At 67.8% G+C, this 17,462-nt stretch carries 12 protein-coding genes; 8 read left to right on the top strand and 4 right to left on the bottom strand.

Annotation, left to right across the window (positions count from 1 at the left end):
- Positions 1 to 56 precede the first annotated feature (56 nt).
- From NO360_RS13210 to NO360_RS13175, 8 genes are all read left to right on the top strand, one after another.
- Positions 57 to 218: a hypothetical protein gene (locus NO360_RS13210; RefSeq protein ID WP_256308272.1), complete on the top strand. Its 162-nt coding sequence runs from the start codon at positions 57 to 59 to the stop codon at positions 216 to 218.
- Between the two features lie 112 nt (positions 219 to 330).
- On the top strand, positions 331 to 4,140 hold the full coding sequence (locus NO360_RS13205) for an ATPase, T2SS/T4P/T4SS family (RefSeq protein ID WP_256308271.1): 3,810 nt from the start codon (positions 331 to 333) through the stop codon (positions 4,138 to 4,140).
- On the top strand, positions 4,137 to 6,188 hold the full coding sequence (locus tag NO360_RS13200; protein WP_256308270.1) for a type II secretion system F family protein: 2,052 nt from the start codon (positions 4,137 to 4,139) through the stop codon (positions 6,186 to 6,188). The genes NO360_RS13205 and NO360_RS13200 overlap by 4 nt, the downstream gene beginning before the upstream one ends.
- Complete coding sequence (locus NO360_RS13195) at positions 6,185 to 6,784, top strand: DUF7287 family protein (RefSeq protein WP_256308269.1); 600 nt, start codon at positions 6,185 to 6,187, stop codon at positions 6,782 to 6,784. Before NO360_RS13200 ends, NO360_RS13195 begins: the two co-directional genes overlap by 4 nt.
- The gene (locus tag NO360_RS13190; RefSeq protein WP_256308268.1) at positions 6,784 to 7,368 is read left to right on the top strand and encodes a DUF7288 family protein; all 585 of its coding nucleotides are present in this window, start codon (positions 6,784 to 6,786) and stop codon (positions 7,366 to 7,368) included. The genes NO360_RS13195 and NO360_RS13190 overlap by 1 nt, the downstream gene beginning before the upstream one ends.
- Complete coding sequence (locus NO360_RS13185) at positions 7,356 to 8,417, top strand: DUF7261 family protein (protein ID WP_256308267.1); 1,062 nt, start codon at positions 7,356 to 7,358, stop codon at positions 8,415 to 8,417. Before NO360_RS13190 ends, NO360_RS13185 begins: the two co-directional genes overlap by 13 nt.
- On the top strand, positions 8,414 to 9,007 hold the full coding sequence (locus NO360_RS13180; protein WP_256308266.1) for a DUF7266 family protein: 594 nt from the start codon (positions 8,414 to 8,416) through the stop codon (positions 9,005 to 9,007). The genes NO360_RS13185 and NO360_RS13180 overlap by 4 nt, the downstream gene beginning before the upstream one ends.
- Positions 9,004 to 10,500: a DUF7289 family protein gene (locus NO360_RS13175; protein ID WP_256308265.1), complete on the top strand. Its 1,497-nt coding sequence runs from the start codon at positions 9,004 to 9,006 to the stop codon at positions 10,498 to 10,500. Before NO360_RS13180 ends, NO360_RS13175 begins: the two co-directional genes overlap by 4 nt.
- A 43-nt stretch (positions 10,501 to 10,543) precedes the next feature.
- Here NO360_RS13175 and NO360_RS13170 read toward each other — a convergent pair whose 3' ends face one another.
- The 4 genes from NO360_RS13170 to gltB all read right to left on the bottom strand — a co-directional run bounded on the left by NO360_RS13170 (position 10,544) and on the right by gltB (position 17,443).
- Entirely contained in the window at positions 10,544 to 10,921 is a 378-nt protein-coding gene (locus NO360_RS13170) for an Ig-like domain-containing protein (protein ID WP_256308264.1), read from the bottom strand.
- A 95-nt stretch (positions 10,922 to 11,016) separates the two neighbouring features.
- Complete coding sequence (locus tag NO360_RS13165; protein ID WP_256308263.1) at positions 11,017 to 11,811, bottom strand: DUF7289 family protein; 795 nt, start codon at positions 11,809 to 11,811, stop codon at positions 11,017 to 11,019.
- A 69-nt stretch (positions 11,812 to 11,880) separates the two neighbouring features.
- Positions 11,881 to 12,813 (bottom strand): metallophosphoesterase family protein, encoded by a 933-nt coding sequence (locus tag NO360_RS13160; protein WP_256308262.1) that lies wholly within the window; start codon positions 12,811 to 12,813, stop codon positions 11,881 to 11,883.
- A gap of 85 nt (positions 12,814 to 12,898) precedes the next feature.
- Entirely contained in the window at positions 12,899 to 17,443 is a 4,545-nt protein-coding gene (gene gltB, locus NO360_RS13155) for a glutamate synthase large subunit (protein WP_256308261.1), read from the bottom strand.
- Between the last annotated feature and the right edge of the window lie 19 nt (positions 17,444 to 17,462).

Raw genomic sequence — 17,462 nt, 5'->3', positions numbered from 1 at the left:
GGTCGGGTCCGAGGCGGCGGAAATTTGATTTCACTGCCGGGAGAAATTCGGACGTGATGTCACGAAGTGACGAGAAGCCGTCAAATCCCCTCTCGCCGTATTATCCCTCCGAGGTTCCGGACCTCCCAGCGAACGGTCGAACGTGGTTCGCCGTCCTCTTCGCCGCGATGTTCCTCTTCGGGGCCCTCTACGGCTTCCTCGCGATGTTTCTGTTCTAGCCACGACGACCGGAAATCACAACCAGCCCACATTTTTTCAGCCGCGTCTCGAAATAATTTCTCTGATAATCGGGGAGAAGTCTTTTTCCGTGGCGCCGACGACGCGTGAACGATGGCAACCGACGACGACGCGTCGGCCGCCGACCCCGACCGGGACGGCGACGACGCGTTGGAGGGCGACGGGGAGAACTCCCCGTCGACCCTCGAGGGGGACTCCGTCGATCGGGCTGCCGGGGATTCGAGCGAGGCGTCGGCGGACGGGGCTGGGGGGCTCCGACCGGCCGACGACGCGGATCGACCGGCGGCGGGATCGGACGCACAGCCTGCAACGGGGGACGGAACCGACGCTTCGGAGCAGCGCCACGGGGCGGCCTCGGGCGGTCCCGACGGCGCTGATTCGGCGGATCCCGACGCGGGCGCAGCACCGAGCATCGACGGCCCGCGCGTCGCCGTCGACGAGTACACCTGGGCCGACTTTCTCGACGAGTACGGCGTCGAGGGCGACGTCGAGACGCTCTACGGCGGCCTCGACCCCAGAGAGTACGAAGACGGCTCCGACGCGGAGAACGAACGCTGGGACGACGGCGTCGAGATTCCGACGCCCACCCGCGAAGACTGGGACGACGTGAGCATCGACCCCGAGGCGTACCTCGGGTTCCATCCGGTCGACGTCGGCGGGGAAGTGACGGACGCGGCCGCCGAAGCCGTCCGGATCTCCGCGGAGTTCGAGGCGTTCTGCGATCCCGAGACGACGCCCGTCGTCAAGGACGTGTGGCTCTGGGAGCACTACAAGCGCGAGTACTACTACGAGGAGGACGGGTCGCGGCCGCGCGACGCAGAGGGCGAGATCGAGCGGTTCGACCCCGCGGAAGCGTTGGGGTTCGATCCCGACGTCGTCGAGAACGCGCTCGCCCGCGGCGGGCAGCGCGCCGACGAACTCGCTGCCATCGTCGACGAGCGGACGGTCGACGTGGACCCCGAGTTCGACGAGGACGCCTTCTTCAGCGACGCGCGCGGGGCGACGACGGTCGTCAACCGCTACGACCTCGAGAAGGCGGTCCCGATGGAGAAGAAGACCCACTTCCGGGAGGTCGAGCGCTACTGGGTCAACGAACCGCACTCGTTCGTCATCATCTTCCACTCGACGAAGGAGAACGAGAAGAAGTACTACGTGATCGAACCGCACCAGAACCGGATCGAGGCGGACCTCGCGGAGTTCCTGACCGGAAAGCTCCGGACGGCGATCAAGTACGACGACGAGAGCGTCGTCGGCGACGCCCCCGACACGCGCCGGCGGGTCATCGAGCAGCAGTCGCTGGAACTGCTCGAACGCTACAACCTCTACGCGGTCCCGGATCTCCCGCGGGAGGCGGGGCTCTCGACGCTCGCCGCCCGGAACGGCGACGCCGCCGAATCGGGTGGGCTCCTCTCGCAGTTCGATCTGGATCTCGACTTCGGCGGCGGGAGCGACGGCGACGCACCGACTGACTCCTCATCGAAGCGCTCGCTGGCGTCGGTGGCGCGCTCGCTGGGCCTGACCGAGGGATCGCTCGGCGGCCGGCTCGACGGGCTGTTCGCCTCCTCGGACCGGGCGGCCGAAGACCCCTCGCTCGACGGCATCGCCGCGCGACCCGAGTCGGCGGTACTGGAGGAAGATCCGACCGAACTGAACGACTACCAGGTCGAGAAACTCCTGTACGTCCTCCGCCGGGACTTCATCGGCTACGAGCGGATCGACGGGATCAAACACGACGTCAACGTCGAGGACATCTCCTGCGACGGCTACAACTCGCCGGTGTTCGTCTACCACTCCGACTACGAGCAGATCATCTCGAACGTCTACCACGGCGAGGAGGAGCTCGACGACTTCGTCGTCAAACTCGCCCAGCGCTCGGGCAAGGGCATCTCGAAGCGCCGACCGCAGGTCGACGCCACCCTGCCGGACGGGTCGCGGGCGCAGTTGACTCTCGGTCGGGAGGTCTCCGACCACGGGACGAACTACACGATCCGGCAGTTCAAGGACGTTCCGTTCACCCCGATCGACCTCGTGAACTGGAAGACCTTCTCCTTAGAGGAGATGGCGTTTCTCTGGCTCTGCATCGAGAACGACAAGAGCCTCATCTTCGCGGGCGGGACGGCATCGGGCAAGACGACCTCGCTGAACGCCGTCTCGCTCTTCATCCCCTCGAACTCGAAGATCGTCTCGATCGAGGACACCCGCGAGGTCGAACTGCCACAGCGCAACTGGGTCGCCTCCGTCACCCGCCCGTCGTTCAGCGACGACGACCGCGGCGACGTCGACGAGTTCGACCTGCTGGAAGCCGCGCTGCGGCAGCGCCCCGACTACATCGTGATGGGCGAGATTCGCGGCGAGGAGGGGCGGACGCTCTTCCAGGTGATGTCGACCGGCCACACCACGTACACGACGTTCCACGCCGACAGCGTCGGCGAGGTGCTCAAGCGCTTCACCACCGACCCGATTAACGTCTCAAAGACGATGTTCACGGCGCTGGATCTCGTCTCGGTGCAGACCTCGACCCGCGTGCAGGGTGACAAGGTCCGGCGGAACAAGTCGTTGACAGAAATCAACCACTACGACGCCGAGAACGACGAGATCAACGTCCAGGACGTCTACCAGTGGCAGGCCGAGGGCGACGAGTTCCTCAAGATGGGCTCGTCGAACACCCTCGAAGACGTCCGGTTCGACCGCGGGTGGTCCAGGGAGCGACTCGACGAGGAACTGTTCAAGCGCCGCGTCGTACTGGCGTATCTGATCGATCGCGGTCTCAACACCTACTCGCAGGTCGCCGCGACCCTCCAGGCGTTCATCAACGATCAGGAGACGATCCTCGCGCTGATGGCCCGGGACGACCTCGAACGCAGCCTCGAAGACCTCCGGGAGATGGAGTCCGTGCAGATCAACGTCGACCCCGAGAAGGAGGAGATGGTCCCGCGACCCAGCCCCGGCGAGGAGATCCGCGACCTCTGTGCGGAAATCCTCGCCCGCGCCGAGGAGGAGCTGTGGCCGGACTATCGCGACCTCGAAGACGTCGACGTCGCGGACGCCCTCCTCGACGTCGAGTCCGCGCCGGACGTCACCGCCGCCGGCGGGGAACATCCGGAACTCGACGCCCTCGACGAGCGGACGGGGGCCCCGGAACTCGACGCCCTCGACGAGCGGACGGGGGCCCCGGAACTCGACGACGCGTCGGAGACGCCGGCGCTCGACGACGACACCGACACGCCCGAACTCGACGATGACGCGGACACGCCGGCGTTCGGCGACGACACTAACACCCCCGCGCTGGGCGACGGCTCGGAACGGCGGGACGCGCCCTTCGAGGCCGACACCGGGAGCGGCGACGGGGGCGACGAGTCGGAGGTCGCCGGCGGCTCCGGCGGGGAACTCGGAATCGAGGACCTGTTGGAACCCGCGGACGACGACCCGGCGAGCAGCGCTGAACCGGCGGAAGACGACGACCCGACGGCGGGCGAGGGCGGGGACCCCGCAACTGACGCCATCGCGACCGGGGGCGGCCAGGACCCCGCCGACGATTCGGAGCAGGCGGGGAACGGAGGGGACGCGTTCGAGAGTGACGAGGCGTTCGAGGGCGACGACGCGTCCGATGATGATGGGCCGTTCGAGAGTGACGACGCGGCCGAGGGCGACCCCGTTGGAGAGGCCGAACCGACCGAGCACGCCGAGGTCACAGACGAGACCGACTTCTCGGCGGACGCCGCGACCGCAGACGCGACTGACACATCCGAAGATCCCGAGATCAGGGACGACACAGACACCTCGACGGAGGGAGAGACCGCAGACGACACAGACCCCGACGAGGCCTGGGACTTCGGGGACGTCGAGGGGGTCGACGACGAGGACGAAGACCCCGACGACGAACCGACGGGGACGGACCGATGAGCCTGGACGTCGGGGAGGCCGACGGGGACGGACTCGACCGGAGCACCGACGCCCTCGGCGACGCGTTCTACCCGGTCTTTCAGTTCCTCTTCGACGAGGACGGCGACTTCGTCGCCGACGTCGGGACGAAACTCGAACAGGCGCGGATGTCGGCGACGGTGGAACTGTACCTCTCACGGGCGATCGCGATCGGCGTCATCGCCGGCGGCGTCCTCTGGCTCCTCGGGACGCTCCTCGCCTGGGGCATCTTCGAACTCGGTCTCGTCTCGCCCGACGCGATCAGCATCGGGCTGCCGACCCCGGACGCCGCGACGGCCGAGGCGCTGAATGCGCTCACCATCCCGGCGGTCACGCTCGTCTCCGGCGTCGTCTTCGGCGCGATCGGGTTCGGCCTCGGCTTCGGGAGTCTCGTCGCGGTCCCGTACTCGACGGCCTCCGGCCGGAAGCGCGAGATCAATATGCTGCTGCCCGACGCTATCTCGTTTATGTACGCGCTCTCGGTGGGCGGGTTGAACCAACTGGAGATCTTAGAGGCGATGGGGCGGGCCGACGACACCTACGGCGAGGTGGCCAAGGAGTTCCAGAGCATCGTCCGCGAGACGGAGTACTTCGGGACCGACTACCGGAACGCCATTCGCGATCAGGCGATGACCACGCCCTCCGAGGAACTCTCGCAGTTCCTGACGGATATGCTCTCGATCGTCAACTCCGGCGGCGATATGGAGCAGTTCCTCGACGACAAGAAGGAAAAGCACCTCCGGACGGCGAAACAGGAGCAGGAGACGGTCCTCGAAACCCTGGAACTGTTCGGCGAGATGTATATGACGCTGTCTTTGTTCCCGCTGCTTCTCATCATCATCCTCGTCATTATGAGTATGCTCGGGCAGGCCCAAGAGCAACTGCTGTACGCCACGGTCTACGGGCTGGTGCCGCTGACCGGCGTGGCCTTCCTCGTGCTCGTCTCGACGGTCAAGCAGGACGAACCCGGCGACGGGTACCTCCAGCCCTCGAACAGTTCCGACCGACTCCAACAGGTCAACCGCGAGGGCCTGATCCACATGGGGCTGATCGAGAGCTTCGTCGGCGAGTTCCGGATCTTCGAGCGGATCCGCTCGCGGGAGGGGACATACAAGACTGGCCAACTGCTTCGACAGCCGCACCTGTTCTTCCGCGATCACCCGCTGTTTTCCCTGCTGCTGACGGTCCCGGCCGCGGGTGCACTCCTCGCCGTCGCGGTCGCCAACGGTGCCGCGCCGTTGGCCTGGCAGGGGATGCTCGACAATCCCGTCTGGGGGACGTTCGTCTGGTGGTACGTGCCGGTGTACATCGTCGGTATCCCGCTCGCGGCGTTTCACACCTGGAACGTCCGCTCGCGGAACGCGGTCGTCGGGAAGCTCTCCGACAACCTCCGGAAGCTCTCCAGTGCGAACGACACGGGACAGACGCTGCTGGAATCGGTCGAGACGGTGGCGTCGACCTCTTCGGGCAAACTCGCCGAGGAGTTCGAGGTGATGCACGCGAAGGTGAACTACGGGATGAGCCTCCGCAGCGCGCTCGTGGAGTTCAACAACAAGTACCACATCCCGCGGCTCGCGCGGACTGTCAAGCTCATCTCGAAGGCCCAGGAGGCCTCCAGCCAGATCACCGAAGTCCTGACGACCGCGGCGCAGGCCTCCGAGAACCAGGACGACATCGAGCGCGAGCGCAAGTCCCGCACCCGGATGCAGGTGGCGATCATCCTGATGACGTACCTGACGCTGCTCGGCGTGATGGCGATCCTGAAGACGCAGTTCCTCGACGTGATGTCCGGGCTGTCCGCACAGGCCGGATCGTCGGGCGGCAGCGAACTCTCCGGGCAGGGACTGAGCTTCGGCGGCGGCGTCGACACCGACGTGCTGTCGGTGCTGTTCTTCCACGCCGTGACGCTGCAGGCGGCGCTGTCGGGGTTCATCAGCGGCTACATCCGCGACGCCGACATCGTCTCGGGGGTGAAGTTCGTCGTCGTCCTGCAGACGGTCGCGCTGTTCGTCTGGATGGTGGTGGGATGACCCGGCCGAGCGCGGCGGACGCGTCGCCGTCGGCGACGGCCGAGACGGGAGCCATCTCGGATGGTTCAATCCCCCGAACGCCGTTCGATCGCGGTCGCGACGGCGGCGACGACCGCGCCCAGACGACGATCGACTTCGCGATCGGCGTCGGGCTGTTCCTCCTCGTCGTCGCGTTCGTCGTCGCGTTCGTCCCCACGGTGTTCGCGCCGTTCGAGAGCGCGGAGGGGCCGCAGACGGCCGACCGGATCGGGACGTCGCTCGCGGCTGACCGCCTCGGCGACCCCGCGGACCCGTACGTGTTGAACAGCACGTGCACGGAGGGGTTCTTCGCGCAGTTGCAGGGCGACGGACCCGCGCTCTCGACGTGTCGGTTCGACACGAGCGCGACGACGACGAGGGGGATGTTCGCGCTCGATGGGACGCGAAACGCCAACGTTTCGATCAGGACCCTCGGTGCGGGCGGCGGTGTCGAACAGCTCGACGGGACGCGGCTCACGGCCGGCCCGCCGCTCCCCGAGACGCGATCCGTCACCTCGGCGCGGCGCGTCGTCTCGATCGACGGCGACCCGTACCGGCTGCTCGTGAGGGTGTGGTGATGGACCGCGGCCAGGCCCACACGCTGGAGGCGATCACCGCCGCGATGATCCTCGTCTCCAGTCTCGTCTTCGCCCTGCAGGTGACGGCCGTGACGCCGCTGACCGGCAGCACGTCCAGTCAGCACATCGAGAACCAGCAGGGGGCCGTCGCCGAGGGCGTCCTCGCGACGGCCGAGGAGAACGGGACGCTCGTGCCGACGCTCCTGTACTGGAACGAGTCAGCGGGTAACTGGCACGGGGCCACGAGCGACGGCTACGTCCGCGGCCCGCCGCCGACGACGTTCGGGGGCGTTCTCGAACGGGCATTCCTCCAACAGGGGATCGCCTTCGACCTCACGCTGTACTACGTCGACGACGACGGCGATCGACAGCGGGTTCCCGTCGTCGACCTCGGCGACCCGAGCGATCACGCCTCGACGGCGCGCCGGCTCGTGACGCTCTCGGACGACGACCGGCTGCGGGAACCGGACGAGTCGCCGTCGGCGACGACGCTCGAAAACGCCTCGTACGTCGTCGACGACCAGGACGCCGACCAGGCGCTGTACTCGGTCGTGGAGGTGGAGCTCGTCGTATGGCGGATGTGAGATCGCACGCCGACTCGGATTCGGTCGGCGACGAAAACGCGGGTGCGACCGCCCCCCGATTCGAGCGGCGCTCACGCGTGCGACGTGCCGTCGACCGCGACCGCGGCCAACGCTCACGCGTGCGACCCGCCGCCGACCGCGACCGCGGCCAACTCCTCCTCGTCGGCGCGCTCGCGCTCGCGGTGCTCTTCGTCGCGCTCGCGCTCCTGCTGAACACCGCCATCTACACCGGGAACCTGGCGACACGAGACGCCGGCGTCGACGCGGCCCCGGCTGTCGAGTACGTCTCCGACTCCCGCGCGGCCGGCGTGGAGGCCATTCGATCGGTGAACTACCGGAACAACACCGACCACGCCGAACTGAACGCGGCGTTCCGCGCGACGGTCGCGCGGTGGGACGGCCTGGCGAGCCACCACAGAGCCGTCGCCGGCGACCTCGCGGCGGTCGAGGTGGCGAACGTCACGAACGGGACGCGAATCGGGCAGGACGACGCCTCACGGGAGTTCACCAGCGCCGGCGGCGACGCGAACTGGACCGTCGCCGCCGACGCCGAACTCTCGGGCGTCCGCTCGATGCGATTTTCTGTCGAGGAGTCGGCGCTCGCGGCCGGCCCGTCCGACGCCTTCCACGTGAACGTCACTTCCGACGGGGCGACGCGGAGCCTCTACGTGTACGAGAACGGCGGTGACGCGGAGATCCGGGTCGTCGACGACGGCACGGAGCTGTCGTCCCGCTCGTTCGACCCGGGTGCCGACGGCACGGTCGCGATCGACGTCTCCAACGGATCGGTCGACGGGACGCCCTACGCCGAACTGGAGACCGTGATCGACGTCGACGACGACACCGAAATCGAGTACGTCAACGGCGATATGGCCGGCGGCACGTACACGATGGTCCTCGACGAGGACGCCGCGAACGGCGCGGCGCTCTCGACGCCGGGCTCGGGGGAGCCGTACGCCACGCCGGCGATCTACGCCGCGACGTTCGAGGTCACCTACCGCACGTCGGATCTCGACTACGAGGCCGGAATCGAGGTGCGACCGGAATGAGCCGGCGCGAGGGGGCGACGGGCCGCGGACGCGGCGGCGGTCGGACGCGCGGACGCGCCGCGGACGCCCCCGGATCCGACCGCGCGGTCTCGATCACTGTCAACTACGTCATCGCGTTGAGCATCACCGCCGTCCTGATCTCGGGGCTCCTCATCGGGGCCGGCACGTACGTCGAGAACCAGCGCGACCAGGTCGTCCGCGAGGAACTGGCGGTCGTCGCCGAGCAACTCGCCGCCGGCATCGACGACGCCGACCGACTCGCTCGGACGGCCGCCGACCCCGGCGTCCGCGTCGGCGTCGACCTCCCGCGACGGGTCGCCGGCGAGTCCTACCGCGTCGAGGTCACCGAACTCTCGGCCCCCGGCTCACAGCCGGGGCGATACGAACTCACCCTCCGGTCTGCGGGCTCCGGCGTGAGCGTCACACTTACCGTCTCGACGCTCGAACCGATGACCGAAACGTCCGTGAACGGCGGCTGGGTCGTCGTCGAACTCGACACAGTCGGGGGGACGGACACGCTCGTCGTGGCCGACGGCGACCCGTCGGGGCGGCTGTCGCTGTCGCGGTCGACTGGGGGGATACGAGTATGACGAATCGCGCGCAGTCGTCGAACATCGGACTGGTCTTACTCTTGGCGCTGACGATCACCGGTGCGGGCGTGGTCGTCGGGCTCGGGTCGTCGGCGCTGGCCGACGTCCAGGAGCAGACGTCGATCGACCGAGCCGAGCACGCGATGACGATGCTCGACGCCCGGACCGCGGTCGTCGGACTCGGAGAGGGCTCCGTCCAGACCGTCCGCCTCGGCCGCGGCGACGGTGACTACGCCGTCGAATCCGAGAGCGGGTGGCTCCGGATCGAGCACGCGAACTACACCGACGGCGAGACCGAGGAGATCTACAACGCCTCGCTCGGTTCCGTCTCGTACCGACGCAGCGGAACGACGGTCGCGTATCAGGGCGGCGGCGTCTGGCGACAGGGGAACGGCGGGACGTCGATGGTGTCGCCGCCGGAGTTCCACTACCGCGGGACGACGCTGACGCTGCCCGTGCTCCGCATCCGTTCGACGGACGCCGCGAGCGGCGACACGACGGCGACGATCCGCCGCTCCGACGAGTTAACCCGGGTGTTCCCCAACGAGTCCGACACCTACGACGCGACGGCCGAACCGTACGAAAACCCCGTCAGAAACGGGACCGCCTCCGTCACGGTCCACAGCCGGTACTACGAGGGCTGGGCCGACTACTTCCGAACCCGGACGACCGGCAACGTCTCCGTCGACGACGACGAACGGACCGCGACGGTCGTCCTCGAAACCACGAGCATCGTCGGCGCGTTCCCGCTCCCCGAGAAGGACGGGAGCGTTCAGGTCCGCGGCGTCGCTGGGGACCATTCGGTGACCGACTTCGAAACCTCGATCAAGATCGGGAACGGGAACGGCAACGGAAACGGCGGCGGCACGGCTAACAACCTCTACGTCTCGTTCTACGTCGAGGAGGGTGACAGAGCCTACGAGGCGGCCGTCGCGCTCCCGACCGGGATCGGAAACTACTGCAAGAACGGCCCCGACGACGTGGACCTGCGGATGGACGTCTACTACCACGACGAGTCGACGTCGGAGGGGGTTCACCGGTGGACGGACGACGACATCTCTTCGATCTCCGGACCGGTCCAACTCGCCTGCGAGGACGGTAATCCGGTGATTCAGATCGACTTCACGAGCACTGCGCAGGATCTCACCTACGGGTCGAGCAGCGTCGACGAGGACACCGCGATCGACTGGGACGCCCTCGACGACGGCCCGGATCCGAACCCGACGACGTTCGCGCACGACGGCGACGACGGCGAGAACACCACCTACGACTACGGCGACGACCAGAACCTCCGGATCCTCACGCGGCACTACCTCGCGATGTTCGGGCCGGATTTCAAACTCCGCGTCCACCACGGGCCGGGCAACAGCGGGACCGCTCGGATCGACGTGGCCGACTCCGGCGGCGTGCTCCGCTACGATACGATCGAGGACGGCTCCTACATCACCTACCTCCACGTCACGGAGAACAACGTGACGGTGGCGTTGGACTGATACTGATTACGAGGTGGGACTCGGACCGTCGCTTCGTTCGGACCTACCGGAACTGAAGTCCTTCGGTGAGACTGAGGATTCCGTTCCCCACCTCGACGACTGCCGTCTCCGCGAGGTCGGAGCCGATCCGACAGCGACGGGCGGTCTCGCTATCGCCGTCCAGCACCGCCCGCACCTCGTACTCGCCGTCCGGAACGACGTTCACCTCGCTCTTCGCCGCGCCCGGCTGGAGGTAGTACCGGTCGCGGAACGCCACCGACCCGTCGTCGTCGACGACTTCGATCTCCAGGTCGTAACCGACGTCGTGGGCGTAGCTTCGGACGTGCAGGTCTTCGCTTCGGACCGCTCCGTTTCGTTCGTCCGGGGCTTCGGGGCCGGTCGGACTCGGCGGGCGCGTCCCGGCTGCTCGGTTGGGGGTCATATCCGAGAATTTGTTCTCTGCCGACATATATCCGCGCAAGGCTCAAATCGCCGTTTGAGTGTCGTCTGAGCGGCACCGAACGAGGTTCGGCCCGTTCACTCGAACGACGTCGTCACCCGAATCCAGACGACGGTCACCCGGTCGACGTCGGAGACGGAACAGGAGATCCGCCCGGAGGCGTTCGCGCTCGGTTCGCTGGCTTCCGTGCAGTCGAACCCGCTCGATTCGTACTGTCTCGCCCACGCGTCGGTGTAGGGAGTCGTGACGTTCACCCGAACGTCGTGCGCGACGCCGTCCGCGTCGTAGAAGCGGCGCGCTCTGCTGCCGGCGGTCCGGATGCGGACGGTCTGTGACCCGCCGATCGCGGCGGAGCCGACGTGTTCCTGCCTGAGCAGCGTGAGGTGCACCCGGTCGTCGTCGACGATCAGCGGCGGCCCGCGAACGACCGACGCGCCGCCCCGGTCGCTGTCGCGGACCACGGCACCGTGGCTGAGTCTGATCTCCCCGCCGGTGGCGGCGTCGTAGACGAGCGGCGACGACGAGAACTCCCAGAACCGCGGCGCCTCCCCGGCCGGATCGACCGTCACGTTCATCCTGGCGTCGTCCACCGAGCGCACCGTCGCGTCGGCGAGTTTCACCTCGGTCCCGCGGCTCGGCGCGCCCTCGATCACGTCGCGGACGTTGTCCGCGAGGACGTCGAAGGCACGCTGGGCGTTCTCGACGCGCTCCGCGTCGCGGGTCGCCTCGAGTTCCGAGACGCCGACCGCGTAGACGGTCCCGACCGACGCGATGACCAGCGAGAAAACGAGCACGAAACTGATCGTCTCGCTCACCCCACGGTCGGTCCCGTTGCGTGATCCGCGGCGGAAACGGTCGGCATCGCGTCGCATACCTGGGGATTCGCGGTGACACAATTAAAACTGCTGTCGACTCCGACGTCCAGCCGACGCCTGTCTCGGTCAGTCGACGACGCGAAGCGCACCCGTCTCATCGATTTCGACGATCGACGCGCCGGGGCTACCGGGGTTGTATACGTCGGCGTGACCCCCAGTCGTTTCGACGACGTCCCGTCCACGGCGGTGCATATGTCCGCAGCAGACGACGTCGGGCGCGGCGGCGGCGATGGCCATCTTGATCGGAATGGACCCCCGGTGGAGCTGTCCCGCTGTGTCGTCCGCGGCGTGGTGGTAATCGAACGCGACGTGGAACGGCGATTCGTGGGCGAGCAGCACGGTCGGTGCCGAGCCGCCGTCGAGCTGCTCTCTGAGTTCTTCAAACTCATCGGCGAGCGCCTCGAGTTCGTCGGCACACGTCGATCGACGGCCCGGTTCGACACCGAGTTCGGCGGCGGCTGCTTCGGCGTCCAGCCGGCCGTCGAGGAACCGGCTGACGACCGATTCGACCGCGGTCGCGGTCCGGGTCGCGGCCCGCCGTGGGCTCGCCGCCGTCTCCAGGTCGGCGACGATCCCGGGATACTCATCGTAGGCGAACGCGGGCGTCAGATCGAACTGTTCGCACCCCCAGCCGACGAAACGCACTCCTTCGACCGTCGCTGTTCCCGCCCACGCGTCGTCCTGGTCCGCGCGATGGAGCACGTCGACGTTCGCTAGCCCGTCGGCGAGCCGGCGCGTACACGCGATCGGGTCGTGGTTCCCCGGAACGGCCAGGACGGGAACGCCGAGCCCGTTCAACCGCTCGAAGAACGCCCGCCCGCGGCGCTCGTACCTCGCTCCGGCCTCCGGACCGTCGGCGTGATCGGCGTTGTCGTCGATAACGTCGCCGATCGAAACCACCGCGTCGACGTCGAGTGTTTCCAGGTCGGGGACGGCCGGCGGGATCGGTGGTCCGGTGGTGCTCAGGTGCAGGTCGCCCAGCAGCAGCAGTCGGACCATCTCGGTTCGTAGCGTTGCAGGCGGTAGTCAAGAACGCTGCGCTCGGAGTCGAGTCATCGAGGCGAACCCCCGCGCCGGTCTCGGATCAGTCGTCGCTGGTCTGGGCGACCGCGTCGCCGTCGACGGCGGCCGTCGCCGTCGCGGCCGGCGGCAGTTCCTTCCGGACGTCGTCGCGGGCGCGTTCTTCGATGACCTCGGCGTACGCGTCGGGCATCACCTTCACGAAGTCGGAGACGACCTCGCCCCAGTCGTCGAGCATCCACGCCGCGCGGTCGCTGTCGGTGTAGGCCGCGTGGTTCTCGACCAGGCGGCGGAGCATCTGCAGATCCGAGTCGTCGAGCGTCGCCTCCAGCGACACCATCCCCTTGTTGGTCTTCGCCGCGAACTCGCCGTCGGGGTCGTAGACGTACGCGACGCCGCCGGACATCCCCGCGGCGAAGTTGCGGCCGGTGTCGCCGAGCACCGCGACGACGCCGCCGGTCATATACTCGCAGCCGTGGTCGCCGACGCCCTCGACGACGGCCTTCACGCCGGAGTTGCGGACGGCGAAGCGCTCTCCCGCGACGCCGTTGACGTACAGTTCGCCCTGGGTCGCGCCGTAGAGCGCGACGTTGCCGATGAGGACGTTCTCGTCGGGTTCGTACGCGGCGTTGTCGGGCGTTTCGACGATCACTTTCCCCCCGGAGAGCCCTTTGCCGACGTAGTCGTTCGCCGCGCCGGTGAGATCCATCGTCACGCCGTTGGCGAGGAACGCGCCGAAGGACTGGCCGGCGACGCCGTCGAAGTCACACCGGATCGTGTCGTCCGGGAGGCCGTCGCCGCCGTACGTAGAGGAGATGCGGTTCGACAGCATCGCCCCGACCGCGCGGTCGACGTTCGAGATGGGCGAGTCGATGGCGACCGGTTCGCCCTCCTCCAGCGCCGGCTCGGCGCGCTCGATCAGGCGGTGGTCGAGCTGCGCTTCTACGCCCGCGTGGGTCTGTTCTTCGGTCTTGCGTCGCGCGCCGCCCGCAGGCTCGGCGATGACGTCCGAGAGGTCCAGGTGCTTGGCCTTCTCGTGGTCGGTCTCCCGCTGGGTGAGCAGCGACGGGTGCCCGATCATCTCGTCCAGCGAGGTGAAGCCGAGGTCGGCCATTATCTCGCGGAGTTCCTGGGCGATGAACGTCATGTAGTTGATGACGTGATCCGGCTGGCCGGGGAAGCGGTTCCGGAGCTTCTCGCGCTGGGTGGCGACCCCGACCGGACAGGTGTTCTCGTGGCACTGCCGCGCCATCACGCAGCCGGAGGTGACGAGCGACGCCGTGCCGAAGACGTACTCTTCGCCGCCCAAGAGCGCCGCGACGGCGACGTCGCGGCCGGTCTTCATCCCGCCGTCGACGGTGACGCGGATCCGCGAGCGCAGGTTCGTCGCCCGGAGCATCTGGTTCGCCTCCGCGAGACCGAGTTCCCACGGGAGGCCCGCGTTCTTGATCGACGTCTTCGGCGACGCGCCGGTCCCGCCGTCGTGCCCGGAGATGTGGACGACGTCGGAGTTGGCCTTCGCGACGCCCGCGGCGATGGTCCCGATGCCGGCCTCGGAGACCAACTTCACGTTGATGTCCGCCTCCGGATTGGCCGCCTTCAGGTCGTGAATGAGCTGCTTCAGGTCCTCGATGGAGTAGATGTCGTGCAGCGGCGGCGGCGAGATGAGGCCGACGCCCGGCGTCGCGAAGCGGACGTGCGCGATCATCTCGTTGACCTTCTTGCCGGGGAGGTGCCCGCCCTCGCCGGGCTTCGAGCCCTGCGCCATCTTGATCTGGATCTCCTCGGCGTTCGTGAGGTACTCGGAGGTGACGCCGAACCGACCCGAGGCGACCTGCTTGACGTTGCACTCCTTCTCGGTCCCGAAGCGCTCCGGCGGTTCCCCGCCCTCGCCGGTGTTGGATTTCGCCCCGAGGCGGTTCATCGCGATCGAGTTGTTCTCGTGGGCCTCCGGCGAGAGGCTGCCGAGCGACATCGCCGCCGTCGAGAACCGCGTGACGATCTCTTCGACGGGTTCGACCTCCTCGATCGACACCGGTTCCCGGTCGGACTCGAACTCCAGCAGGCCGCGGAGCGTCTGCAGCTCCTCGGACTGGTCGTTGATGAGGTCGGCGAACTCCTGGTACTTCTCGTAGTTCCCCGAGCGGACCGCCTGCTGGAGCGTGCCCACCGTCTGGGGGTTCCACTGGTGGTGGATGCCGTCGGAGCGGTGCTCGTACTCGCCCTGGCGGTCGAGGTCGGGATCGTCGCCGAACGCGACTGTGTGTCGCGTCCGGACGTCCTCCTCGATCACGTCGATTCCGATCCCTTCCGTTCGGATCTCGGTCCCTTCGAAGTACTCGGCGACGAAGCCGGAGTCGAGGCCGACGGCCTCGAAGATCTGCGCGCCCTGGTAGGACTCGACCGTCGAGATGCCCATCTTGGCCATCGTCTTCAGCAGTCCGTCTTCGAGCGCCTTCTTGTAGGCCGCGATCGCCTCGCCCTCGTCGGCCCCGTCGGGTCCGGCGACGACGTCGGAGATCGTCTGGTAGGCGAGGTAGGGGTTGACCGCGTCCGCGCCGTAGCCGACCAGCGTGGCGAGGTGATGAACCTCGCGCGGGTCGCCGGACTCGACGACGAGTCCCGCGTGGTTCCGGAGGCCGTTCCGGACGAGGCTGTGGTGGACCGCGCCGGTGACGAGCAGGCTCGGAATCGCGACCCGGTCGGGATTCAGGTTTCGGTCCGAGAGGACGACGACGTCAGCGCCGTCGTCGATGGCCGACGCGGCGTCCTCGCGGACGCGTTCGACGGCGTCGGAGAGCGAGCGCTCGCGCTCGTACGTGATGTCGACGATCGTCGAGTTCATCGCGTCGCCTGCGTCGTCGCCGAGCGACTTGATGCCCGCCGTCTGGGCATCCGTCAGGACGGGCGAGTCGAGGACGAGTTGTCGGGCGTGTTCGGGCGTCTCGTCGAGCAGGTTTCGCTGCGCGCCCAGTCGGGACTCCAGCGAGGTGACAAGTTCCTCCCGGATGTAGTCCAGCGGCGGGTTCGTGACCTGCGCGAACAGCTGTTTGAAGTAGGTGAACAGCGGTCGGTTGAAGTCCGACAGCACCGACAGCGGCGTGTCGTCACCCATCGACCCGACGGGATCTTTCCCGTCTTTGGCCATCGGCTCGATGAGGTGACTGAGCTGGTCGTGGGTGTAGCCGAACGCCGCCTGCGAGGCGCGGAGGTGGTCGACCTCGTCTCGCGGTTCGTAGTCACCGGGATCGGCGAGCGCGTCGAGATCCCGTTGTTCTTCGTCGACCCAGTCGCCGTACTTCTCGTCGGTGAGCGACTCGAAGACCTCTTCGTCGGGGATCACGCGGCCCTCCTCGGGGTCGGCCACGAACAGCTGTCCGGGCTGGAGCCGACCGCGCTCTTTGATCTCGCTGGGGTCGGTGTCGAGTGCACCGACCTCGCTGGCCATCACGAGCGTGTCGTCCGTGGTGACGTCGTAGCGACAGGGTCGCAGCCCGTTTCGGTCAAGGACGGCGGCGACGCGGTCGCCGTCGGTCGCCGCGACGAGCGCGGGGCCGTCCCAGGGTTCGATCAGCGACGCGTGGTAGTCGTACCACTCGCGGCGGTCCTCGTCCATCCGGTCGTCGCCGCGGTACGCCTCCGGGATCAGCATCCGGAGGACGTGCGGGAGGTCGCGCCCGCCCTGCAGGAGGAGTTCGACCGCGTTGTCGACGGACGCCGTGTCGGACTGGTCGGGATCGTTGATCACGGGCTTCAGCGTCTCGAGGTCGTCGCCGAACTCGGGGTGTTCGAGGTCCGTCTCGCGGCTCCGCATCCAGTTGATGTTGCCCTGGATCGTGTTGATCTCCCCGTTGTGGATGATGTGGCGGTACGGGTGTGCGAGATGCCACGCGCCGAGAGTGTTCGTCGAGAAGCGGGCGTGGACCAGCGTCAGCGTCGTCTTCAGTCGCTCGTCGTCGAGGTCGAGGTAGTAATCGGCGAGCTGTTCGCCCTTCAGGAGCCCCTTGTAGACGAGCGTCTTCCGCGAGAGCGAGCAGATGTAGAAGCGCGCGGCGCCCTCGGAGTCGAGTTGCTCGATCTCGTTCTCGACCGCGCGGCGGCCGACGTACAGCGCCCGGTCGAACGCGTCGTCGGCGAGGTCGCCCTCGGGAACGACGAACGCCTGCCAGACGTCCGGTTCGGATTCGAGCGCGGTCGCACCGAGGTCGGCGTTGTCGGTCGGCACGTCGCGCCAGTGGACGACCTCGAGATCGTATTCGGCGAGGACGCGCTCGAAGATGGCGACGAGTCCCTCGCGCGCGGCGTCGTCCTGCGGCATAAAGATCGAACCGACCGCGTACTCCTCGGGGAGGTCGGCGTCGACGACGGCCTCGAAGAACTCGTCCGGCCGCTGTACCATAATCCCCGCGCCGTCGCCGGTGTTCTCCTCGGCACCGGTCGTCCCGCGGTGTTCGAGGTTCTCCAGCAGTTCGATCCCGTCGGCGACCGTCTCGTGGGATCGGCCGCCGTCGAGATCGATGACGGCACCGACACCGCAGTTCGACCGCTCGTCCGTCGGGTCCGCGAGTCCGACGGACTCGCCAGTCGTGTGTTCGTGTGGCTTGGTCATACTCCCCCCTAGGTCTACC

This window comes from Halobellus litoreus (genome assembly GCF_024464595.1).
GTDB lineage: Archaea > Halobacteriota > Halobacteria > Halobacteriales > Haloferacaceae > Haloquadratum > Haloquadratum litoreum.
The sequence above is the reverse complement of the archived record's forward strand: the minus strand, read 5'-3'. Positions and strand labels throughout refer to the sequence as shown.